The organism is Methanobrevibacter thaueri (genome assembly GCF_015062915.1).
In the GTDB taxonomy this organism is placed as follows: domain Archaea; phylum Methanobacteriota; class Methanobacteria; order Methanobacteriales; family Methanobacteriaceae; genus Methanocatella; species Methanocatella thaueri_B.
This window is the reverse complement of sequence record NZ_SUTJ01000003.1, coordinates 34,045-49,955: the sequence shown is the minus strand read 5'-3', so window position 1 is coordinate 49,955 and position 15,911 is coordinate 34,045. Positions and strand designations below refer to the sequence as shown.

At 37.4% G+C, this 15,911-nt stretch carries 18 protein-coding genes; 11 read left to right on the top strand and 7 right to left on the bottom strand.

The features are described from left to right. Positions 1–34: 34 nt before the first annotated feature. Genes rnz through nadA form a run of 3 tightly spaced genes read left to right on the top strand, consistent with a single transcriptional unit; the run spans position 35 to position 2,596 of the window. Positions 35–934: a ribonuclease Z gene (rnz, locus tag E7Z78_RS02765; protein WP_303723652.1), complete on the top strand. Its 900-nt coding sequence runs from the start codon at positions 35–37 to the stop codon at positions 932–934. Further along, positions 931–1,686 carry a mechanosensitive ion channel family protein gene (locus E7Z78_RS02760; RefSeq protein ID WP_303723651.1) on the top strand — a complete coding sequence of 252 codons (756 nt, stop codon included), beginning with the start codon at positions 931–933 and terminating at the stop codon, positions 1,684–1,686. The genes rnz and E7Z78_RS02760 overlap by 4 nt, the downstream gene beginning before the upstream one ends. Continuing rightward, a complete protein-coding gene (gene nadA, locus E7Z78_RS02755; RefSeq protein ID WP_303723650.1) occupies positions 1,679–2,596 on the top strand; it encodes a quinolinate synthase NadA in 918 nt (305 codons plus the stop codon). The genes E7Z78_RS02760 and nadA overlap by 8 nt, the downstream gene beginning before the upstream one ends. Positions 2,597–2,605: 9 nt before the next feature. On the opposite strand, the gene E7Z78_RS02750 is transcribed toward nadA, so the two are convergent. The 3 genes from E7Z78_RS02750 to E7Z78_RS02740 all read right to left on the bottom strand — a co-directional run bounded on the left by E7Z78_RS02750 (position 2,606) and on the right by E7Z78_RS02740 (position 4,943). Beyond that, positions 2,606–3,610 carry an alpha/beta fold hydrolase gene (locus E7Z78_RS02750; RefSeq protein WP_303723649.1) on the bottom strand — a complete coding sequence of 335 codons (1,005 nt, stop codon included), beginning with the start codon at positions 3,608–3,610 and terminating at the stop codon, positions 2,606–2,608. Positions 3,611–3,730: 120 nt separating this feature from the next. After that, positions 3,731–4,003, bottom strand: a complete 273-nt coding sequence (locus E7Z78_RS02745) for a DUF5750 family protein (protein WP_303723648.1) — start codon at positions 4,001–4,003, stop codon at positions 3,731–3,733. Beyond that, entirely contained in the window at positions 3,993–4,943 is a 951-nt protein-coding gene (locus E7Z78_RS02740) for an alpha/beta fold hydrolase (RefSeq protein ID WP_303723647.1), read from the bottom strand. Before E7Z78_RS02740 ends, E7Z78_RS02745 begins: the two co-directional genes overlap by 11 nt. A 123-nt stretch (positions 4,944–5,066) precedes the next feature. On the opposite strand from E7Z78_RS02740, the gene nucS reads away from it, so the two are divergent. Further along, on the top strand, positions 5,067–5,849 hold the full coding sequence (nucS, locus tag E7Z78_RS02735) for an endonuclease NucS (RefSeq protein ID WP_303723646.1): 783 nt from the start codon (positions 5,067–5,069) through the stop codon (positions 5,847–5,849). On the opposite strand, the gene E7Z78_RS02730 is transcribed toward nucS, so the two are convergent. Continuing rightward, positions 5,846–6,325 carry a hypothetical protein gene (locus E7Z78_RS02730; RefSeq protein ID WP_303723645.1) on the bottom strand — a complete coding sequence of 160 codons (480 nt, stop codon included), beginning with the start codon at positions 6,323–6,325 and terminating at the stop codon, positions 5,846–5,848. The two genes, nucS and E7Z78_RS02730, sit on opposite strands and share 4 nt — an antisense overlap. Positions 6,326–6,396: 71 nt before the next feature. Between E7Z78_RS02730 and E7Z78_RS02725 the strand changes: the two genes are divergently transcribed. Beyond that, the gene (locus tag E7Z78_RS02725; RefSeq protein WP_303723644.1) at positions 6,397–7,104 is read left to right on the top strand and encodes a PsbP-related protein; all 708 of its coding nucleotides are present in this window, start codon (positions 6,397–6,399) and stop codon (positions 7,102–7,104) included. A 42-nt stretch (positions 7,105–7,146) separates the two neighbouring features. Next, positions 7,147–7,971 carry a carbon-nitrogen hydrolase family protein gene (locus E7Z78_RS02720; RefSeq protein WP_303723643.1) on the top strand — a complete coding sequence of 275 codons (825 nt, stop codon included), beginning with the start codon at positions 7,147–7,149 and terminating at the stop codon, positions 7,969–7,971. Here E7Z78_RS02720 and E7Z78_RS02715 read toward each other — a convergent pair. Together E7Z78_RS02715 and E7Z78_RS02710 are read right to left on the bottom strand one after the other, a co-directional pair. Then, a complete protein-coding gene (locus E7Z78_RS02715) occupies positions 7,963–8,811 on the bottom strand; it encodes a HEAT repeat domain-containing protein (protein WP_303723642.1) in 849 nt (282 codons plus the stop codon). The two genes, E7Z78_RS02720 and E7Z78_RS02715, sit on opposite strands and share 9 nt — an antisense overlap. A gap of 122 nt (positions 8,812–8,933) precedes the next feature. Further along, positions 8,934–9,704, bottom strand: a complete 771-nt coding sequence (locus E7Z78_RS02710; protein WP_303723641.1) for an SDR family NAD(P)-dependent oxidoreductase — start codon at positions 9,702–9,704, stop codon at positions 8,934–8,936. A gap of 272 nt (positions 9,705–9,976) precedes the next feature. Between E7Z78_RS02710 and E7Z78_RS02705 the strand changes: the two genes are divergently transcribed. The 3 genes from E7Z78_RS02705 to E7Z78_RS02695 all read left to right on the top strand — a co-directional run bounded on the left by E7Z78_RS02705 (position 9,977) and on the right by E7Z78_RS02695 (position 13,447). Next, the gene (locus tag E7Z78_RS02705) at positions 9,977–12,574 is read left to right on the top strand and encodes an ATP-dependent helicase (RefSeq protein WP_303723640.1); all 2,598 of its coding nucleotides are present in this window, start codon (positions 9,977–9,979) and stop codon (positions 12,572–12,574) included. A 62-nt stretch (positions 12,575–12,636) separates the two neighbouring features. Continuing rightward, entirely contained in the window at positions 12,637–13,005 is a 369-nt protein-coding gene (locus tag E7Z78_RS02700; protein ID WP_303723639.1) for a DUF5518 domain-containing protein, read from the top strand. A gap of 16 nt (positions 13,006–13,021) precedes the next feature. Then, entirely contained in the window at positions 13,022–13,447 is a 426-nt protein-coding gene (locus E7Z78_RS02695; protein WP_303723638.1) for a hypothetical protein, read from the top strand. A gap of 5 nt (positions 13,448–13,452) precedes the next feature. On the opposite strand, the gene E7Z78_RS02690 is transcribed toward E7Z78_RS02695, so the two are convergent. After that, positions 13,453–14,544 carry a formate--phosphoribosylaminoimidazolecarboxamide ligase gene (locus tag E7Z78_RS02690; RefSeq protein WP_303723637.1) on the bottom strand — a complete coding sequence of 364 codons (1,092 nt, stop codon included), beginning with the start codon at positions 14,542–14,544 and terminating at the stop codon, positions 13,453–13,455. 114 nt (positions 14,545–14,658) lie between these two features. Here E7Z78_RS02690 and E7Z78_RS02685 point away from each other — a divergent pair, with 114 nt between their 5' ends. Together E7Z78_RS02685 and E7Z78_RS02680 are read left to right on the top strand one after the other, a co-directional pair. Then, a complete protein-coding gene (locus E7Z78_RS02685; protein ID WP_303723636.1) occupies positions 14,659–15,198 on the top strand; it encodes a metallophosphoesterase in 540 nt (179 codons plus the stop codon). Between the two features lies 1 nt (position 15,199). Continuing rightward, positions 15,200–15,835 (top strand): RlmE family RNA methyltransferase, encoded by a 636-nt coding sequence (locus tag E7Z78_RS02680; protein WP_303723635.1) that lies wholly within the window; start codon positions 15,200–15,202, stop codon positions 15,833–15,835. Positions 15,836–15,911: the final 76 nt, after the last annotated feature.

Genomic DNA, 15,911 nt, shown 5'->3' with positions numbered 1-15,911 from the left:
ATATTAAATTAAGAAATATAAAAGTGATTACATTATGGAAATAATTTTTTTAGGAACTTCATCCGCAGTCCATTCAAAAGAAAGGAATCATCCGTCAATAGCCCTTAAGGCATTTGGGGATGTGATGCTGTTTGATTGTGGTGAAGGGACACAAAGACAGATACTTTACACAAAAGTAAGTCCTATGAAAATATCCAAAATATTCATTACTCATTATCATGGAGATCATATCCTGGGCCTTCCCGGACTCCTGCAGTCAATGAGCCTGCATGGAAGAGAGTCAGAATTGACAATCTATGGTCCTAAAGGATTGAATGACATTAAGGATGCAATCTACTCATTAGGATACTGTGCTATTGACTTTCCGGTTGAATGGATTGAAATCGATACAGAAACCATCGAGGAAACTGAAGAGTACATCATTACAGCACAAAGAGTCAGGCATAATGTTCCATGCCTTGCATATTCAATTGAAGAGAAGAAAAAGCCACGTTTCCTACGTGAAAAGGCCATTGAATTGGGTGTGCCAGTAGGACCTGCCTTTGGAAAGCTTCATAATGGAGAGGAAGTTGAAATTGACGGCAGAATCATAAAGCCCGAACAGGTTCTAGGAAAGCCAAGAAAAGGAATTAAGATAACCTATTCCGGTGACACCAGACCTTGTGAGGAGATGATTGAGCTTGCAAAAGACAGCACATTGCTTATCCATGAATCCACATTCGTTGAAGAGGAGCGCACAAACGCTGAAGATCATGCCCATTCCACTTCAACCGATGCAGCATACATTGCAAAGGAGTCCAACAGCAAGGAATTGGTCCTGACACATATCAGTACAAGATACGGCAAGGAATATGTTGATATCATGCTGAAAGAAGCCCGTGAAATATTTGACAACACTAAAATAGCTAAAGATTTAATGGAAATAGTACTATGAATATCCCAGTAATTAACGACACCACAATGAGTTTAATCAGCATACTGATTATAATAGGCGTTACTTTATTAATGACTAGATTCATTGCATATGTAATGAATAAGGCAGAGAGATTTAAGGATGACATGACCGCAGCATATCTTGTAAGAGACATGATTACTTATGTGATTTATTTCATTGCATTGATGGTGATACTGCAGTATTTTGGAATAAATCTTGCAGGAACCTTGTTGAGTGTAGGTATTGTAGGTATTGCAGTGAGTTTTGCTGCAAAGGATATCATTTCAAATCTTTTTTCAGGAGTGCTCTTGATTTTGGGAAGAAGCGTAAAAGTAGGGGATACCCTTGAGATAAATGGAGAGAAGGGCTATGTTGAAAAGGTCTCTCTCAGGTCAACCGTAATCACAGATGATTATGGAGTCAGGAACCATGTTCCGAACTCAATATTGACAAACAATGAATATCTCGAATATAAAGACCCCGAAATGTTTAGAGTCGATATTCTTGCAGGATTTCCGCTTGACATTGACATTGTTGATTTCAGAAAATACCTGATCGAAAGAATGGAGAGCTATCCTAAAATATCAGACAAACCCAAACCAGATGTTTACAGTAAAGAGATTAGTTTTAAACAAAGCAAGGTTAAGGTATCATTTTGGGTAAAAGACTTTAATGATAAAGACGAATATAAGATAATAATTACAAATGAAATTAGAAAATATATTAATCAATTAGGTGAGATGAATGAGTAGTGCACTTCAAGACGAGATTTTAAGATTGAAAGAGGAAAAGAATGCCATAATCCTCGCACACAACTACCAGCCAAAAGAAGTTCAAGAAATTGCTGATTTTCTTGGAGATTCACTAGAATTATGTATCAAAGCATCAGAAATTGATGACAAGGACTTGGTAATATTCTGTGGTGTGGATTTCATGGCCGAAACCGCATTCATATTGAATCCAGACAAGAAAATAGTCATTCCAACCCTTGAAGCTGAATGTCCAATGGCACATATGCTTCCTGAAGAGGAACTGTTAAAGGCAAAAGAGGAACATCCTGATGCAGGAGTTATCCTTTATGTGAACAGTATCGCTGAAGCAAAACAGCATGCAGATACATTATGCACTTCCGCAAATGCAGTCAAGGTTGCTGAAAGCCTGCCTCATGATAAAATTCTATTCGGACCGGATAAAAACTTAGGAACTCATGTTGCAGAAAAAATCGATAAGGAAATCATTCCAGTTCCTAGCGACGGTCACTGTTACGTTCACAGACTGTTCCATATTGAAGATGTTGAGCTTAAAAGAAAGGAATATCCTAACGCTGAGATAATCTGTCACCCTGAATGTGACATTAAGGTTCAGCAAGCATGTGATGTGGTAATGTCAACCGGTGGAATGTTAAGACACATTGCCGAAAGCGACAAGGAGGAATTTGTCATTGGAACAGAGGTTGACATGATTACAAGAATCAACTCAGAGGTTCCGGGCAAAAAGCTATATCCTCTGCTTGAAGGGGCAATCTGCAAGACCATGAAATTGCATACCCTTGAAAAAATTAGAGATTCACTTGTCAATGAGGCTCCTGAAGTCACATTGCCTAGTGATGTTGCTGAAAAATCTAGGAAAGCTGTTCAACACATGTTGGACGTTTCAAAATAGCTAGTTTAACTAGCTACTATTTTTATTTTTTACCTTATCCATAAATTCTGCAATCTCTTTTTCAACAATGGCTTCGTCATCATAATTGATATTTGTAATGTCACTTTCAAAAGTCACTATTGTTACGTTTTCAATCAGGTCATTCAGGGGCATTACGTCAAATTCGGGAGTGTAATACATATCATCATTTGAACTGATAACCAATGTCTCGGCTTTAATGTTTTTTAACTTATCCTCAACATCATACTCCAGAACCGCATCATTACGCAATTTGAAATCATAAATGTCCACGAACAATCCTTCATCTACAAAATCATCCATCAATACATCGATTTGGTCATTGGACAGGTTTGAAAATATTTTCTTGGAGAAATAGTTTGAATACAATAGCCTGTTGATTGAAACCATCATTCTTGATAATGAGTCGCTATAAATCTCTGAGTAAAAATCATCAGAGGATTCAATTATACTTTCCATGCATTTGGAAACCACATAACGATACCCGTTTGTTTTAAAACAGCTTCCTGCAACCATTATGAATTTCATTTCATCAGGATATTCGCAAGCCCAGGTATAGGCATCATATCCTCCAACACCCTTACTGATTATACCATAAACCTTTTCAATACCGAATTTTTCCCTTAAAAATTGTCTTTTAAAATTAACCTTATCCTTAATTGTGTATTTTGGAAAATTATGTTTTAAACCAGTGGTTGATGGTGAACAGGATTCTGGAAATCCTAATGAAGTTGTTGAAATGATATAAAATTCATTTAAATCAAACGGTTTGCCTTCGGCAACAAGCTTGTGTATATAATCAACCGAAGAGTAGTTTCCATTGAAAGTGTGACAATAAACTAATGCATTGCATATATTACCATCCTCGTCATATTTGGGAGTTCCTCTAGCGGAGTATTCGATTTCAACGTTTTCAAGAACCCTTCCTGACTCAAATTCAAATTTATCCAATATGAATTTATCATAACCTATGAATGCATCATTATCTCTGTACATATTATCACATCATAAAAGGTTCATATAATAAATAATAGTTAAAACAAAGTATATAAATATACTTAAAAATTATCCAATTGAAAAACTTTTAGTGATAATAATCTACAAGATATGATTTTTTTACATATCTTCTAAAAAACTGGATAAAAAAGCGTTCATCTCAATCTCTTCACGAGCAATGAAATCATCTAACCTGAACTGGGCCACATCACTTGCAAAGGGATAGAGTTTATCTTCAAAATAAGATTTTATTATCAAATCATCACCGACAATGCTTGTTTGTTCCTCTAAATTTTCATCAAGGAAATTCAGCTGTTCTGGTGATAATCCTGAAACCTGGTACTCGACAAAATTAACCTCACCTGATCCGTAATCTGTAATATTAACAATCATCAAACTCCTCCATGAATTCTTTGAGCTCATATGAAATGCTTTCAAGCTCGTTGAAGCATAAATGTCCCAAGTTTGAATCCATCACTATCAACTGGGAATCCTTGATCATGTTGTTCATTGGGATGCCGTCAAGGTCTGTTGGGAAATGAGGGTCTTTAGTGCAGGAAATGATTAGAACCTTAGATTTGACCTTATCCAAGTCATCTTCTACATTGAAGTACATGCAGGACTCGTTGCAATATTTCAAATCGTAAATGTCGACTTCAAGCATTTCATTGCCGAAGTTTTCGAATTCACTGGCCAGTTCATCATTTGACATTTCTCTCAATGCCTCCTTTGAAAGTCCAAAGTTGAATTCAGCCAGATTAGCCAGCCTCAATGTTCTTATCAATGAGTAGGTCAACTCTCCTTTGGCATAATCGGGATCGGATGTTATTATCTCATCAACAAATTTTGAAAGGATGAAATCATGGCCGGCAACCTTATAGCTGCTCACTCCTGTGATTATGAAATCCGCATAGTCGGGATATTTGATTGCTGATGTTAGTGCAACGAAACCTCCCATGGAATTTCCTATCATTCCCAAAACATGGGATATGTTGAATTTTTCGGCTAAAAACTGCTTTTGGAAATTTACAACATCAAGAATTGTGTATTTGGGGAATTTATTTTTCAAACCGGTTGTTGATGGTGAACATGAATTTGGAGAGCCCAATGCGGTTAGACAGATGAAGAAGTACTTGCTTTCATCAAAAGCGTCCCCCTTGCCGACCAGTGGAGCTATCTTTTTCATTGATGAATATCTTCCAAGAGACCCATGGCAATATATGACTGCATTTTTAATGTTATTGTCCTCATCATAAATGGGAGTTCCAAATGTCATATATTCAACCTGAACATCCTCTAAAACATCTCCGTTTTCAAATTGAAATGAATCCATTGTGTGATATTCATTCCTGCTCTCAAAGTATTCATCATCGTAAATTTAAATTCCTCCAATGCAAATTATGTATATTCCTTTGAAAAACAAATTATTTAAATTAAACTAAACAATGTTATTGTGATGAAATATAAAATTTTGGAAAAACCAAGTTGCGAGGATGCATATGACTTCGTTCAGGAAGCCCTAAGAAAAAAGGCAACAATAATACTGTTTGCATGCTGTAAAGTCAGTTATGAAGGCCGTGCATTAAGCGAACTGAATTGGGGAGAGCGAATTATAATGATCAAGCCCGATGGCGCTTTTTTAATCCATCAGGAAAAAAAGGTTGAACCAGTGAATTGGCAACCACCAAAATCAAAAACAAGAGCATACATCCGGGAAGATAACCTATTTTTAGAAAGTCACAGAAGGACTCCCAAGGAACTGCTGACTGTGGAAGTGAAAACAATCCAATTTGCCAATTATGCGAATATGGAAGACTTTGAAGAGCTTGAGCAGGCAGGATATGAAAAGGACATGAGCGACATGATTATGGAAAAGCCTCATATGATTGAAGAGGGATTCACACCTACTGCACGTGAATACAGCGTCGAGCATGGTTTCATTGATATTTTAGGAAAGGACAGTGACAATAACCTGATGATACTTGAACTTAAAGCCAGAAAGGCAGGAGTCACAGCGGTTAAGCAGCTGAGAAGATACATTCAGGATATGGAAAACACCGATAACGATTATCTGAAAGAGGTTAACGCCGAAAAGAAAAAGATAAGGGGTTTGCTTGTTGCACCATCAATCATGGATGATGCCTTGGAGCTGATTGAAGAGGAAGGCATTGAGTTCGTGTCAGTTGAACCTCCTCGTGAGCTTAAAAGAGATAAAAAAGTAACATTAGATTTCTTCTAATCTAATGCATCTTCTATTTTTTTAACTTCATTCTCGAAGTGATTTTTTGTAAAATCATTTGCAGGAATTGAAATTGTCACATGACAATCCTTTTCCAATTTAAAAATAAGATAATCCTCGCCATCCAATGGAAGGGAATCCTCATCATTTAATAAATCTAAATTATCCAATTCTTCAAGAATATTCTTGTACTCTTTTTCCTCAAGTTCAATGACCTCATCCAAATCCATCTCTTGAAGTTTTGAGTTCAATTGCAATGCAATGGCCACAAAACCATTAACAGTCTTATCGGAAATGTCGAATTTTGAGTTTCTGATTTCATCCATTGAGAATTTAACGTGCATTACTGTGTTTTTGGTGGCTGGAACCTCATTTGACAATCCGATCTGGTTGATTTCATAATGATTTTTCCACTCGCCTATTCTGTAAACTGCATAATTTATATCATCAAGATTAATAATTTTTTCATCTGCCATACTATCACGCCTTATGTAAATATATTTTTATATTATAATTAATAAATGTAAATTTTAATGGAGGTTAAAGTGTGAAAAAATGTCCTGAATGTGGAAATCCTAGTTATGATGGTGCTCCTGTTTGTGGAAATTGCGGTTATAAATTTCCAAAACAAAAGGTTGTAGCTCCAAAAAGCGAAGATATATTCCAACAAGAACCAAAAGTTAAAAAAGACGCCAATGATGAGGACACTATTAGTATAATCAAAAACAACAAACTTATTATTGGAGCAATATTACTTATAACTTTGATTGTTATTTGCGGAATCGTTCTCATGGGAACCGGCAATAACAGTAATTCCAGTTCACCATTGCAGGCAACAGCCAACGCAATGGAATATTCTACAGGAGATTTCTCATTTAAATATTCTGGTGATTGGAAAGAAATCAATGAAACCGATTTAGAACATGCTGGAGCAAAGTTTTTCCAAAATGAAGATAATGTTACAATTGAATACTATAACGTGACAAGCAGTGCTGATTCCATTAAAGAAATATCTCAAGGAATCCTAACATCTGCGCAAGGAAAAGGCGCTTATGTCGAACTTGTTGAAACAATAACCCTAGACGGCAGAAATGCATCCAACATTGTTTTAGAAGATGCTGACGGCGATTACACTCGTTATGTTTCAATGTTCACTGAAGGAATTACCCATGTCTTTAAAGTAAACGGAGATTCAATGAATGCCGTTTCATCCGAAGACGTTGATTCTGTGATTAACACTGCTAATATCGCTTAAGTATGATTAACTTCATACTTTTTTCTTATTTTTTAGATAATTATGAAAATTAAACTATCTCTTTGTCAAATGAACGTCGTTGACAATAAGAAAGCCAATATTGAAACCGCCACCTCAATGATAATCGATAGTGCAAACAATGACGCTGATTTTATAGTTCTGCCTGAAATGTTTAACTGCCCATATTCAAACGACAAATTCATCGAGTATGGTGAAAGTGAAAGTGAAAGCGACACATTAAAAAGCATTTCCAAGTTGGCTAGTGAAAATCATGTCTATATTCTGGCAGGGTCAATTCCCGAGTATGAAAATGACTGCCTGTACAATACCAGTTACCTGTTTGACAGGACAGGATCAATAATAGCAAAGCACAGAAAAATGCATCTTTTCGACATTGACGTTAAGGATAAGATTACCTTTAAGGAGTCTGATGTGCTGACCGCCGGTGATGAGTTTACCGTTGCCGAAACAGAGTTTGGTAATATTGGCATTGGAATATGCTATGACGTGCGTTTCCCTGAGCTTGCAAGAATAATGGTTGAAAATGGTGCATTGATACTGTTCTATCCGGGTGCATTCAACATGACCACAGGTCCTGCACACTGGGAATTGCTCTTTAGGTCAAGGGCATTGGACAATCAGTGCTATTGTGTCGGCGTTGCACCTGCATTGAATAAGGATGCAAGCTATCACAGCTATGGCCATTCAATAGTCACAAGTCCTTGGGGAGAGATTTTAACCCAGGCGGATGAAAAAGAGCAGATTATATTCTGTGATATTGACTTGAGTGAAATAAAAAAAATAAGGGAAGAGCTTCCGCTTTTAAAGAATAAAAGGAAAGATCTCTACGAAACTAAACTACTCTAGTTTAGCCAATCTTTTTTCAAAGTATGATAATTTTTTATCGTTGTCTGCAAAGACTTCACATGCTGTTTTTATGACTCTGACTTCATTGTCATAGTCATTAGCTTTTCTGTATAGTACGCATAATCTTTTATATGGTGCGTCTTTTGCTTGTTTTGATTCAACGTAGCTTTCATAACCCTTGATTGCCTTTTGGACATTAGTCTTTTCCATTTCCTTAAGGGTGCTCATTGGAATCAATGACACTACTTCTTCACCGGATGCTTTTGCCTTTTGCCTTTTTTGAGCCTTTTTGATTGCCTTGTTACAGGATTTCTTAAAGTCCTTGTCGCTTTCAGCCTTACGTGCATCCTTGATCAGTTTGATTGAATCATCTGTTGCAATGTCTCCTAATGCCTGAATGGCTGCGAGCCTTACACCCCAGTCCTCATCCTCGAGGCATTTTGATATAGCATCCAATTCGCTTTCAGCCTGAAGTTCACCTAATGAGCGCACTGCAACTTTTCTAACACCAAAGTCTTCATCATTAGTTGCGCCAACAAAGTATGGGATGACCTTTTCATCACCGGTTTCTTTAAGTGCAAATGCAAGGAAGCGTTTGTCTTTACCTTCTGCATTTTCAAATTCTTCAATTAATTTGTCAACAGCCACTTCGCCCATGTTTCCTAAAATTTCAGCGGCCTTAAACCTTACTTGAGCGCTTTCATCAGTGGTGGCTTTAATCAATGGTTCAATAGCATTCTCATCAGTTATTCCAACCAATGACTCTATTGCTTCTTTTCTAACCTTAACATCATCATCAGATAAATTGTTAATGGCCTGTTCAAAACTTAAATTTGGCATGATATTAGTTAGATTTTAAGCATATATAAAAATATTTGAATTTAAAAAAAAGTTTACAAAAAAAGTAAAATAAATAAGAGAATGAATCTCTTATTTGAATAGCATTAAATACTATTTTAAATTTAGATACAGGTGTATCCACCGTCTACAGCAATAGCTTGTCCAGTTACGTAACTGGATTTAGGGGATGCTAAGTAAACAACGGTTGAGTCTAATTCTCCGTCCACACCGGATCTTCCAACAGGCACAACGGTTTTGGTGTATGCTTTGTATTCGTCGTTGTCAATAGTTGAACGGGTGAGTTCAGTTGGGAAAGTACCAGGACAGATTGCGTTTACAGTAATGTTGTATTTTGCCCATTCTGCTGCTAATTGTCTGGTAAGGTTTACAACTCCTCCTTTTGCTGCTGCGTATGGGGAAGTTGGTGTTGCCATGGTTCCTACTAAACCGAACATGGATGCAGTGTTGATGATTCTTCCGTATTTTTGTGGAATCATTGCTTCACGTGCAACTGCTCTTGACATTTTGAAGGTACCGGTTAAGTCAACGTCTACGGTCATGTTCCATTCTTCGTCAGTTAATAATTCTGCTTCTTTAGTTGCACCGTATCCTGCGTTGTTGTGGAGAATGTCTATTCTTCCAAAGTGGTCCATGATTTCTTTTACACAGTTTTCTACACTTTCAGTGTCGGTTACGTCACAAACTACACCAATGCAGTCTACACCAATTTCTTTGATTTCTTCTGCTACTTGGTCTAATCTTTCTTTCCTTCTTCCGGTAATTACAATGTCAGCACCATATCTTGCGTATGCTTTTGCCATGTCTACTCCGATACCGGAGGAAGCTCCACTTACTACTGCTACTTGTCCTTGTAAGTTAAATAAATCATTCATTTTATTACCACCTTAGGCATATAGCCTATGTATAAATATTTAAACATTAAAGTATTTAATAATTTTTATCTAGAAAAATCATGAAATAATAAAAAAATATTCAATATTTTGTAAAATTTATTAGACGATTTTATTTAACTGACCATAATATGTTCGATAAAAAGTTTAGGTGTATCAAAAAATTCATCAAAAATATGTGACTGAACAAAAAAAGTTAATATAATTGAATAATTAAATTTACATAAACCAATTGAAAAGAATGAGGAAAATAAATGATTGAAGAGCAAACAAAAAGTTATTCAAAAAAACAAATCTACAAAATTCTCCATCCGTGGGTTGAACAGTGGTTTGAATCAAACTTTGAAGACTTTACACCTGCACAGAAAAAATCAATCATAGACATTCACAAGAAAAACAACGTACTAATCTCATCACCTACAGGTTCCGGTAAGACCTTAACAGCATTTCTATCAGTAATCAGCGAACTGACAACCCTTGCAGAAAAGGAACAGCTGGAGGATAAGGTCTACTGCATTTACATCTCCCCATTAAAGGCACTGGACAACGATATTGAAAAGAACCTTGACGAGCCGTTGGACGGAATTGAAAAGATAGCCGGCAAAAAATTAGGAATCAGAAAGGCAGTGAGGACCGGTGACACAACACAATATCAAAGGCAGAAGATGCTTAAAAAGCCGCCGCATATACTTATCACAACTCCGGAAACATTGTCAATACTTCTTGTGGCTCCGAAATTCAGGGAAAAGCTAAGCCATGTCAAATATGTAATCATTGACGAGATCCACTCACTGGCTGAAAACAAGAGGGGAGTTCACTTAAGCCTATCCCTGGAAAGACTGCAACACTTAATAGGCCAATACACAAGAATCGGATTGTCTGCAACAGTAAGTCCGATTGAGGAAGTTGCCAAGTTCCTTGTGGGATACGAGTATGGAGTCGAGCGAAACTGCAAGATTGTCAACATAAACTATTTAAAGGAGCTTGACATGGAAGTGATGTGTCCAGTAAGCGATATCGTGCTTGCCGATGAGGAGGACACACGTTTAGGAATGTATGACCTGTTAGATGACCTGATTCAGGAAAACAAGACCACATTAATATTCACAAATACCCGTAGCGGAACAGAAAGGTTCGTTTACAATCTAAAGAAAATGTATCCAATGAACTACAATGATTCCAATATAATGGCTCACCACTCCTCCCTGTCAAAGGAAGTTCGTCTGGAAACGGAAAACAAGCTGAAGGAAGGGAAATTGAAGGCAGTGGTTTCATCAACATCCCTCGAGCTTGGAATAGACATCGGTTACATTGACCTTGTAGTTCTTATAAACTCACCGAAATCAGTTGCAAGAGCCCTTCAAAGGATTGGAAGAAGCGGACACAGACTGCATGAGAAATCAAAGGGAAGAATCATAGTGACTGACCGTGACGATTTGGTGGAGTGTTCAGTTTTACTTAAAAATGCAAAGGAAGGCAAGATTGACAGAATCAACATTCCTAGAAATTGCCTTGACGTTCTGGCACAGCACATTTACGGAATGAGTATAGAAAATCCATGGGACATCGATTACGCCTATGACGTGATACGCAAAAGCTACTGCTACAAGGATCTCACAAGAGACGATTATGAGGACGTCCTGAGTTATATGGCCGGAGAATACCCTGAGCTTGAAGAGCGTTACGTTTATGCAAAGATATGGATTGACTATAAGGAGAACACTTTCGGAAAGCGTGGAAAATTGGCAAGAATGCTTTATTCAACAAATATTGGAACAATACCTGATTCATCAGGAGTTCTAGTCAAATATGATGGGGAAACCGTTGGAAAGATTGAAGAGTCATTCATGGAAAGGCTTAAGAAGGGAGACACTTTCGTTTTGGGAGGAAGAACCTTCAGGTTCAATTATGCAAAGGGAATGACAATCAACGTGACACCCGCCAATGGGCCGCCAACAATACCCTCATGGTTTTCACAGCAACTCCCATTGTCATTTGACCTTGCAATGGAAATTCAAAGGTTCAGATCATATATGGAATCCAAATTCGAATACAGAAGAAGCAAGGAAGAGATTATGGAATTCATTTATGATTACCTGTATGTTGATGACTTTGCAGCCAATTCCATCTATGAATACTTTGTAGAACAGTACAAGTATGCGAAAATCCCATCCAATCGATGCCTATTGATAGAATACTATAGAGGATTCGGAGACAGGCGTTTTGTAATATTCCATTCACTGTTTGGAAGAAAGGTCAACGACGCACTTTCAAGGGCTGTCGCTTATGTTGTGGCTCAAAGGTACAACACCAACATTACCATTTCAATTTCCGATAATGGATTCTATTTGAGTTCAGACGGCACAATCGGAGGTTTGGAATCCTTTAAAGAGTTGAATCCTGAGAATTTTGAAAGGATACTCACCAATTCATTGAATAAAACAGAAACACTGGCTTCAAGGTTCCGCCATTGTGCGGGAAGGTCGCTCATGACCCTTAGAAGATACAAGGGAGAGTCTAAATCCGTTGGACGCCAGCAGGTGAGGGGAAAGATCCTGCTTAAGTTCGTGCAGGAAATGGATAACGATTTCCCTATCCTAAAAGAGTCAAGAAGGGAAGCCACAGAGGATTATATGGATATCAAAAATGCATTGAAGGTCATCAATATGGTAGACAGTGGAGAAATGGAAATCAAAACCATAAACACTGTAATTCCAAGCCCATTTGCATTCAATCTGGTTTCACAGGGATATCTTGATGTTTTAAATCAAAATGACAAGGGAGAGTTTACAAAAAGAATGCATCAGGCAATCCTTGATCAAATCAAAGATAAGCTGAAGGACATCTATTAATCAAAATTAAAAATAAATACTTTTATAACTGAAATTAGATAGTTATATTAAAAGGTGATATTATGACTAAATGGAGCGCAGTAATAACAGGTTTCATATTAGCAGTGTTCGTAAAATCATTTTTTGCACAGTATGAATTTATTGGATTGTTGATTGTCGGATTCATCACAGGCTACATCGCACATAGCGGTGCGTTAGGTGGTTTGTGGAATGCTGCCGTTGCAGGCGCATTGGGCACAATCGTTGCAGCAATATTATTCATCTTTGCCGCAACTTTCGGAGGAAGTGTACTTGGAATCTTTGGAGGATTGACAGGATTTACCGTTTCCGGAATTGCAAGCATAGTCACAATTATTGGATATTTGATTTATTATGCAATAGTTATGGGAATTACTGGAGCTGTTGGAGGGGCAATAGCTTCTAAAAAATAAGTTTTGGAGATAAAGCATGAGATATGACATGGACATTGATATTAAGGCTTTAGTATTTGGTGCTGCAATAGCTGCCGCATTCATCATATTCGGATGGCAATTCAAGAACGAATGGCTTTACCCATTCTCAGCAATAGGACTGTTATACATTGGATATGGACAAAATAGCATTAAAAAAGGAGCAATATTAGGTGCACTTGGAGCAACCCCAATTGTAGTATTGACATTACAAGGATACATGGGAACCGCTTCAGGATTTTTCGTAACAGAAAATGGAATATTGGCTGTAACAGCAATTATCCTTCTAGTTGGTGCTTTGGTCGGACTTGTTGGTGCTTGGGCAAAAAGAGACCGCATGAAAGCAATGGCTGAATACGAAAAACAACAAAAAATAGGCAAAAATAAAAACAAAAACAAAAATAAAAATAAAAAGAATAAATAATAACTCTATGTTATTATTTTTTCTAATTCATCTCTTTCTATACCACGTTTGATTTCAAGAGCAATTCTTCTACCCATACTCATTGGTTTACCATAGGTTAAGTAGGAGTAAGGAGAACCATCCATGAAAGTGTTAGTTCCACCATCAGTTCTGGCACTGATTTCGAAACAGATTACTTCTAAATTATCATTTACTAATGTTTGCATACAGAATGGACCGTTTAATCCTGGTGCAACTAGTTTTTTAGCGCTTTCAGTTAATTTGTCTGCAATGTCGAACACTTGTGGAAGTAATGATTCACGAATTACAGCAGGGTGGTTACCGGTTACAACATAGGATGGGCTTAAATCAATGTCAAGTTGGTCTTTAGCAGGCATTCTTACAAATCCGTCAATACTGGATTCGTATCTTGTGTCCATACCCATCAGTTCAACTGTATCGTCAAGTGCTGAGTAGAAATAGTGGATACAGTAGTTACAACCTGAAACGTATTCTTCAATGTGTGCTGCTTCAACATCACTGTCTTCTAACCATCCACGTGCTTTCATTGCTTCGATTTTTGCGTCAAATTCTTCGGTGGATGATGCTACAAAGTAACCTCTTCCTCCTCTTGCACCTGGGAACTTGACCATTACAGGACGGTCGATTTGGTCAGGACTGTCGTATTTGAATGGTATTCTTACATCACCTTCAACGAGCAGTGCTCTTTCCTTGTCTCTTTCAGCTTCCCATCTGAGCACGTCTCTGTTTCCGAACATTGGGACGTTGAACTTGTCTTCAACATTATCAAGACCAGCATATGCGACAAAAGATCCATGAGGAACAACGATTGCATTCATGTCTCTGAGTTTTTGCTGTACATCCTCATTGACGATGTCCTTGAATTCATCGACGATGATGTATTCATCAGCTACTCCAAAACGTTGATATGGAATTTCTCTTCCCTTTTGACATACAATAGCTGTTCTAAATCCTTCTTCCTTTGCACCTTGAAGAATGTGTAAGGAGGTGTGGCTTCCGAGAGTGGCTATTGTGATTTCACTTTTGTCATATTTAGCCAAAATATCTAAAATATCTTCCTTTTTAACTTCTCCCATTTTATCTTCTCCTAAAAGAATGATGATAATATTTATATTTATAACAATTAATAAAGTTTTTTTAATTAATTTTAATAGAGATAATTAACAAAATATAACATGAATAATTAAGGATTGAAAAAAATGTTAATTGGTTTAATTTCAGACACCCATATACCTGACAGGGCAAGAGAATTGCCTGAAAAAGTAATTGAAGCATTTGAAAATGTTGAATTGATAATCCATGCAGGAGATTTGACTTCACCGAAAGTCATTGAAGAGCTTGAAAACATAGCACCAGTCATGGCCGTTCAGGGAAATATGGATAGGGTTAATGGAATAGACCTTCCAAAAGCCAAGGTTATAGAAGCGGAAGGACTGAGAATTGGCGTTGTTCATGGAGAAGTCTATCCAAGGGCAGACACAGACCAATTGCTATACCTGGCAAAACAGTTGGATGTTGACATTCTTGTTTCCGGACACTCCCACCAGCCAAAAATCGAACAGAAAGGCGGTGTCCTATTGGTGAATCCTGGAAGCCCTATTGTTCCAAGGCTTGCAGACAGAACAGTAATGTTGCTTGAAGTCAACAACAAGGAAGTGGATGTTGAAATAGTAAAAATCGGCGCACCAGTATGCAGCGCACTTGATTTTGACCAATACAAGAGGGATTGAAATGGGAAGTAAATGGCAAATGGAAAAGCATAATGACCCGTATTATAAAAAAGCTAAAAAGGAAGATTACCGCTCACGCGCATCATATAAACTCAAACAGTTGGATAAAAAGTACAAGCTCATCAAGGAAGGAAATACCGTGGTAGATCTTGGGGCAGCACCTGGAGGATGGTCCCAAGTGGCACTTGAAAAGGTAGGTGAAGAAGGAATCGTTGTCGGCGTTGACTTGAACAGATTCAAGAAATTCCATGAGGAGAACTATTTCGGAATCAGAGGGGATTTCACAACCCCTGAGGTTCAGGCAAAAATCATGAAGCTTATCGGCGGAAAGGCAAAAGTTGTAATGTCTGATGCGTCACCGTCACTGTGCGGAATAAAAAACATCGACCAGTTAAGATCAATCGATTTGACCTACACTGTCATTGGAATAGCTGAGAACATCCTTGAACCGAAAGGAAATCTTGTCATGAAAGTTTTCCAGGGCCCTGAATACAAGGAGATGTTGGATTCACTTAAAGGCAAGTTCAGACATGTGAGAACCACAAAACCTGCATCATCACGTAAGAAAAGTTCTGAAATGTATGTTGTAGGCCTGGAATATATGCCAAACAAACGCCAGAAAAAGAAGAAAAACTAAATATTCCACATAATATTAAAAATCATCACCATAAAGAAAAAAAGATACTTGTTTTAAAAAAATAGAGAAAAAAAGA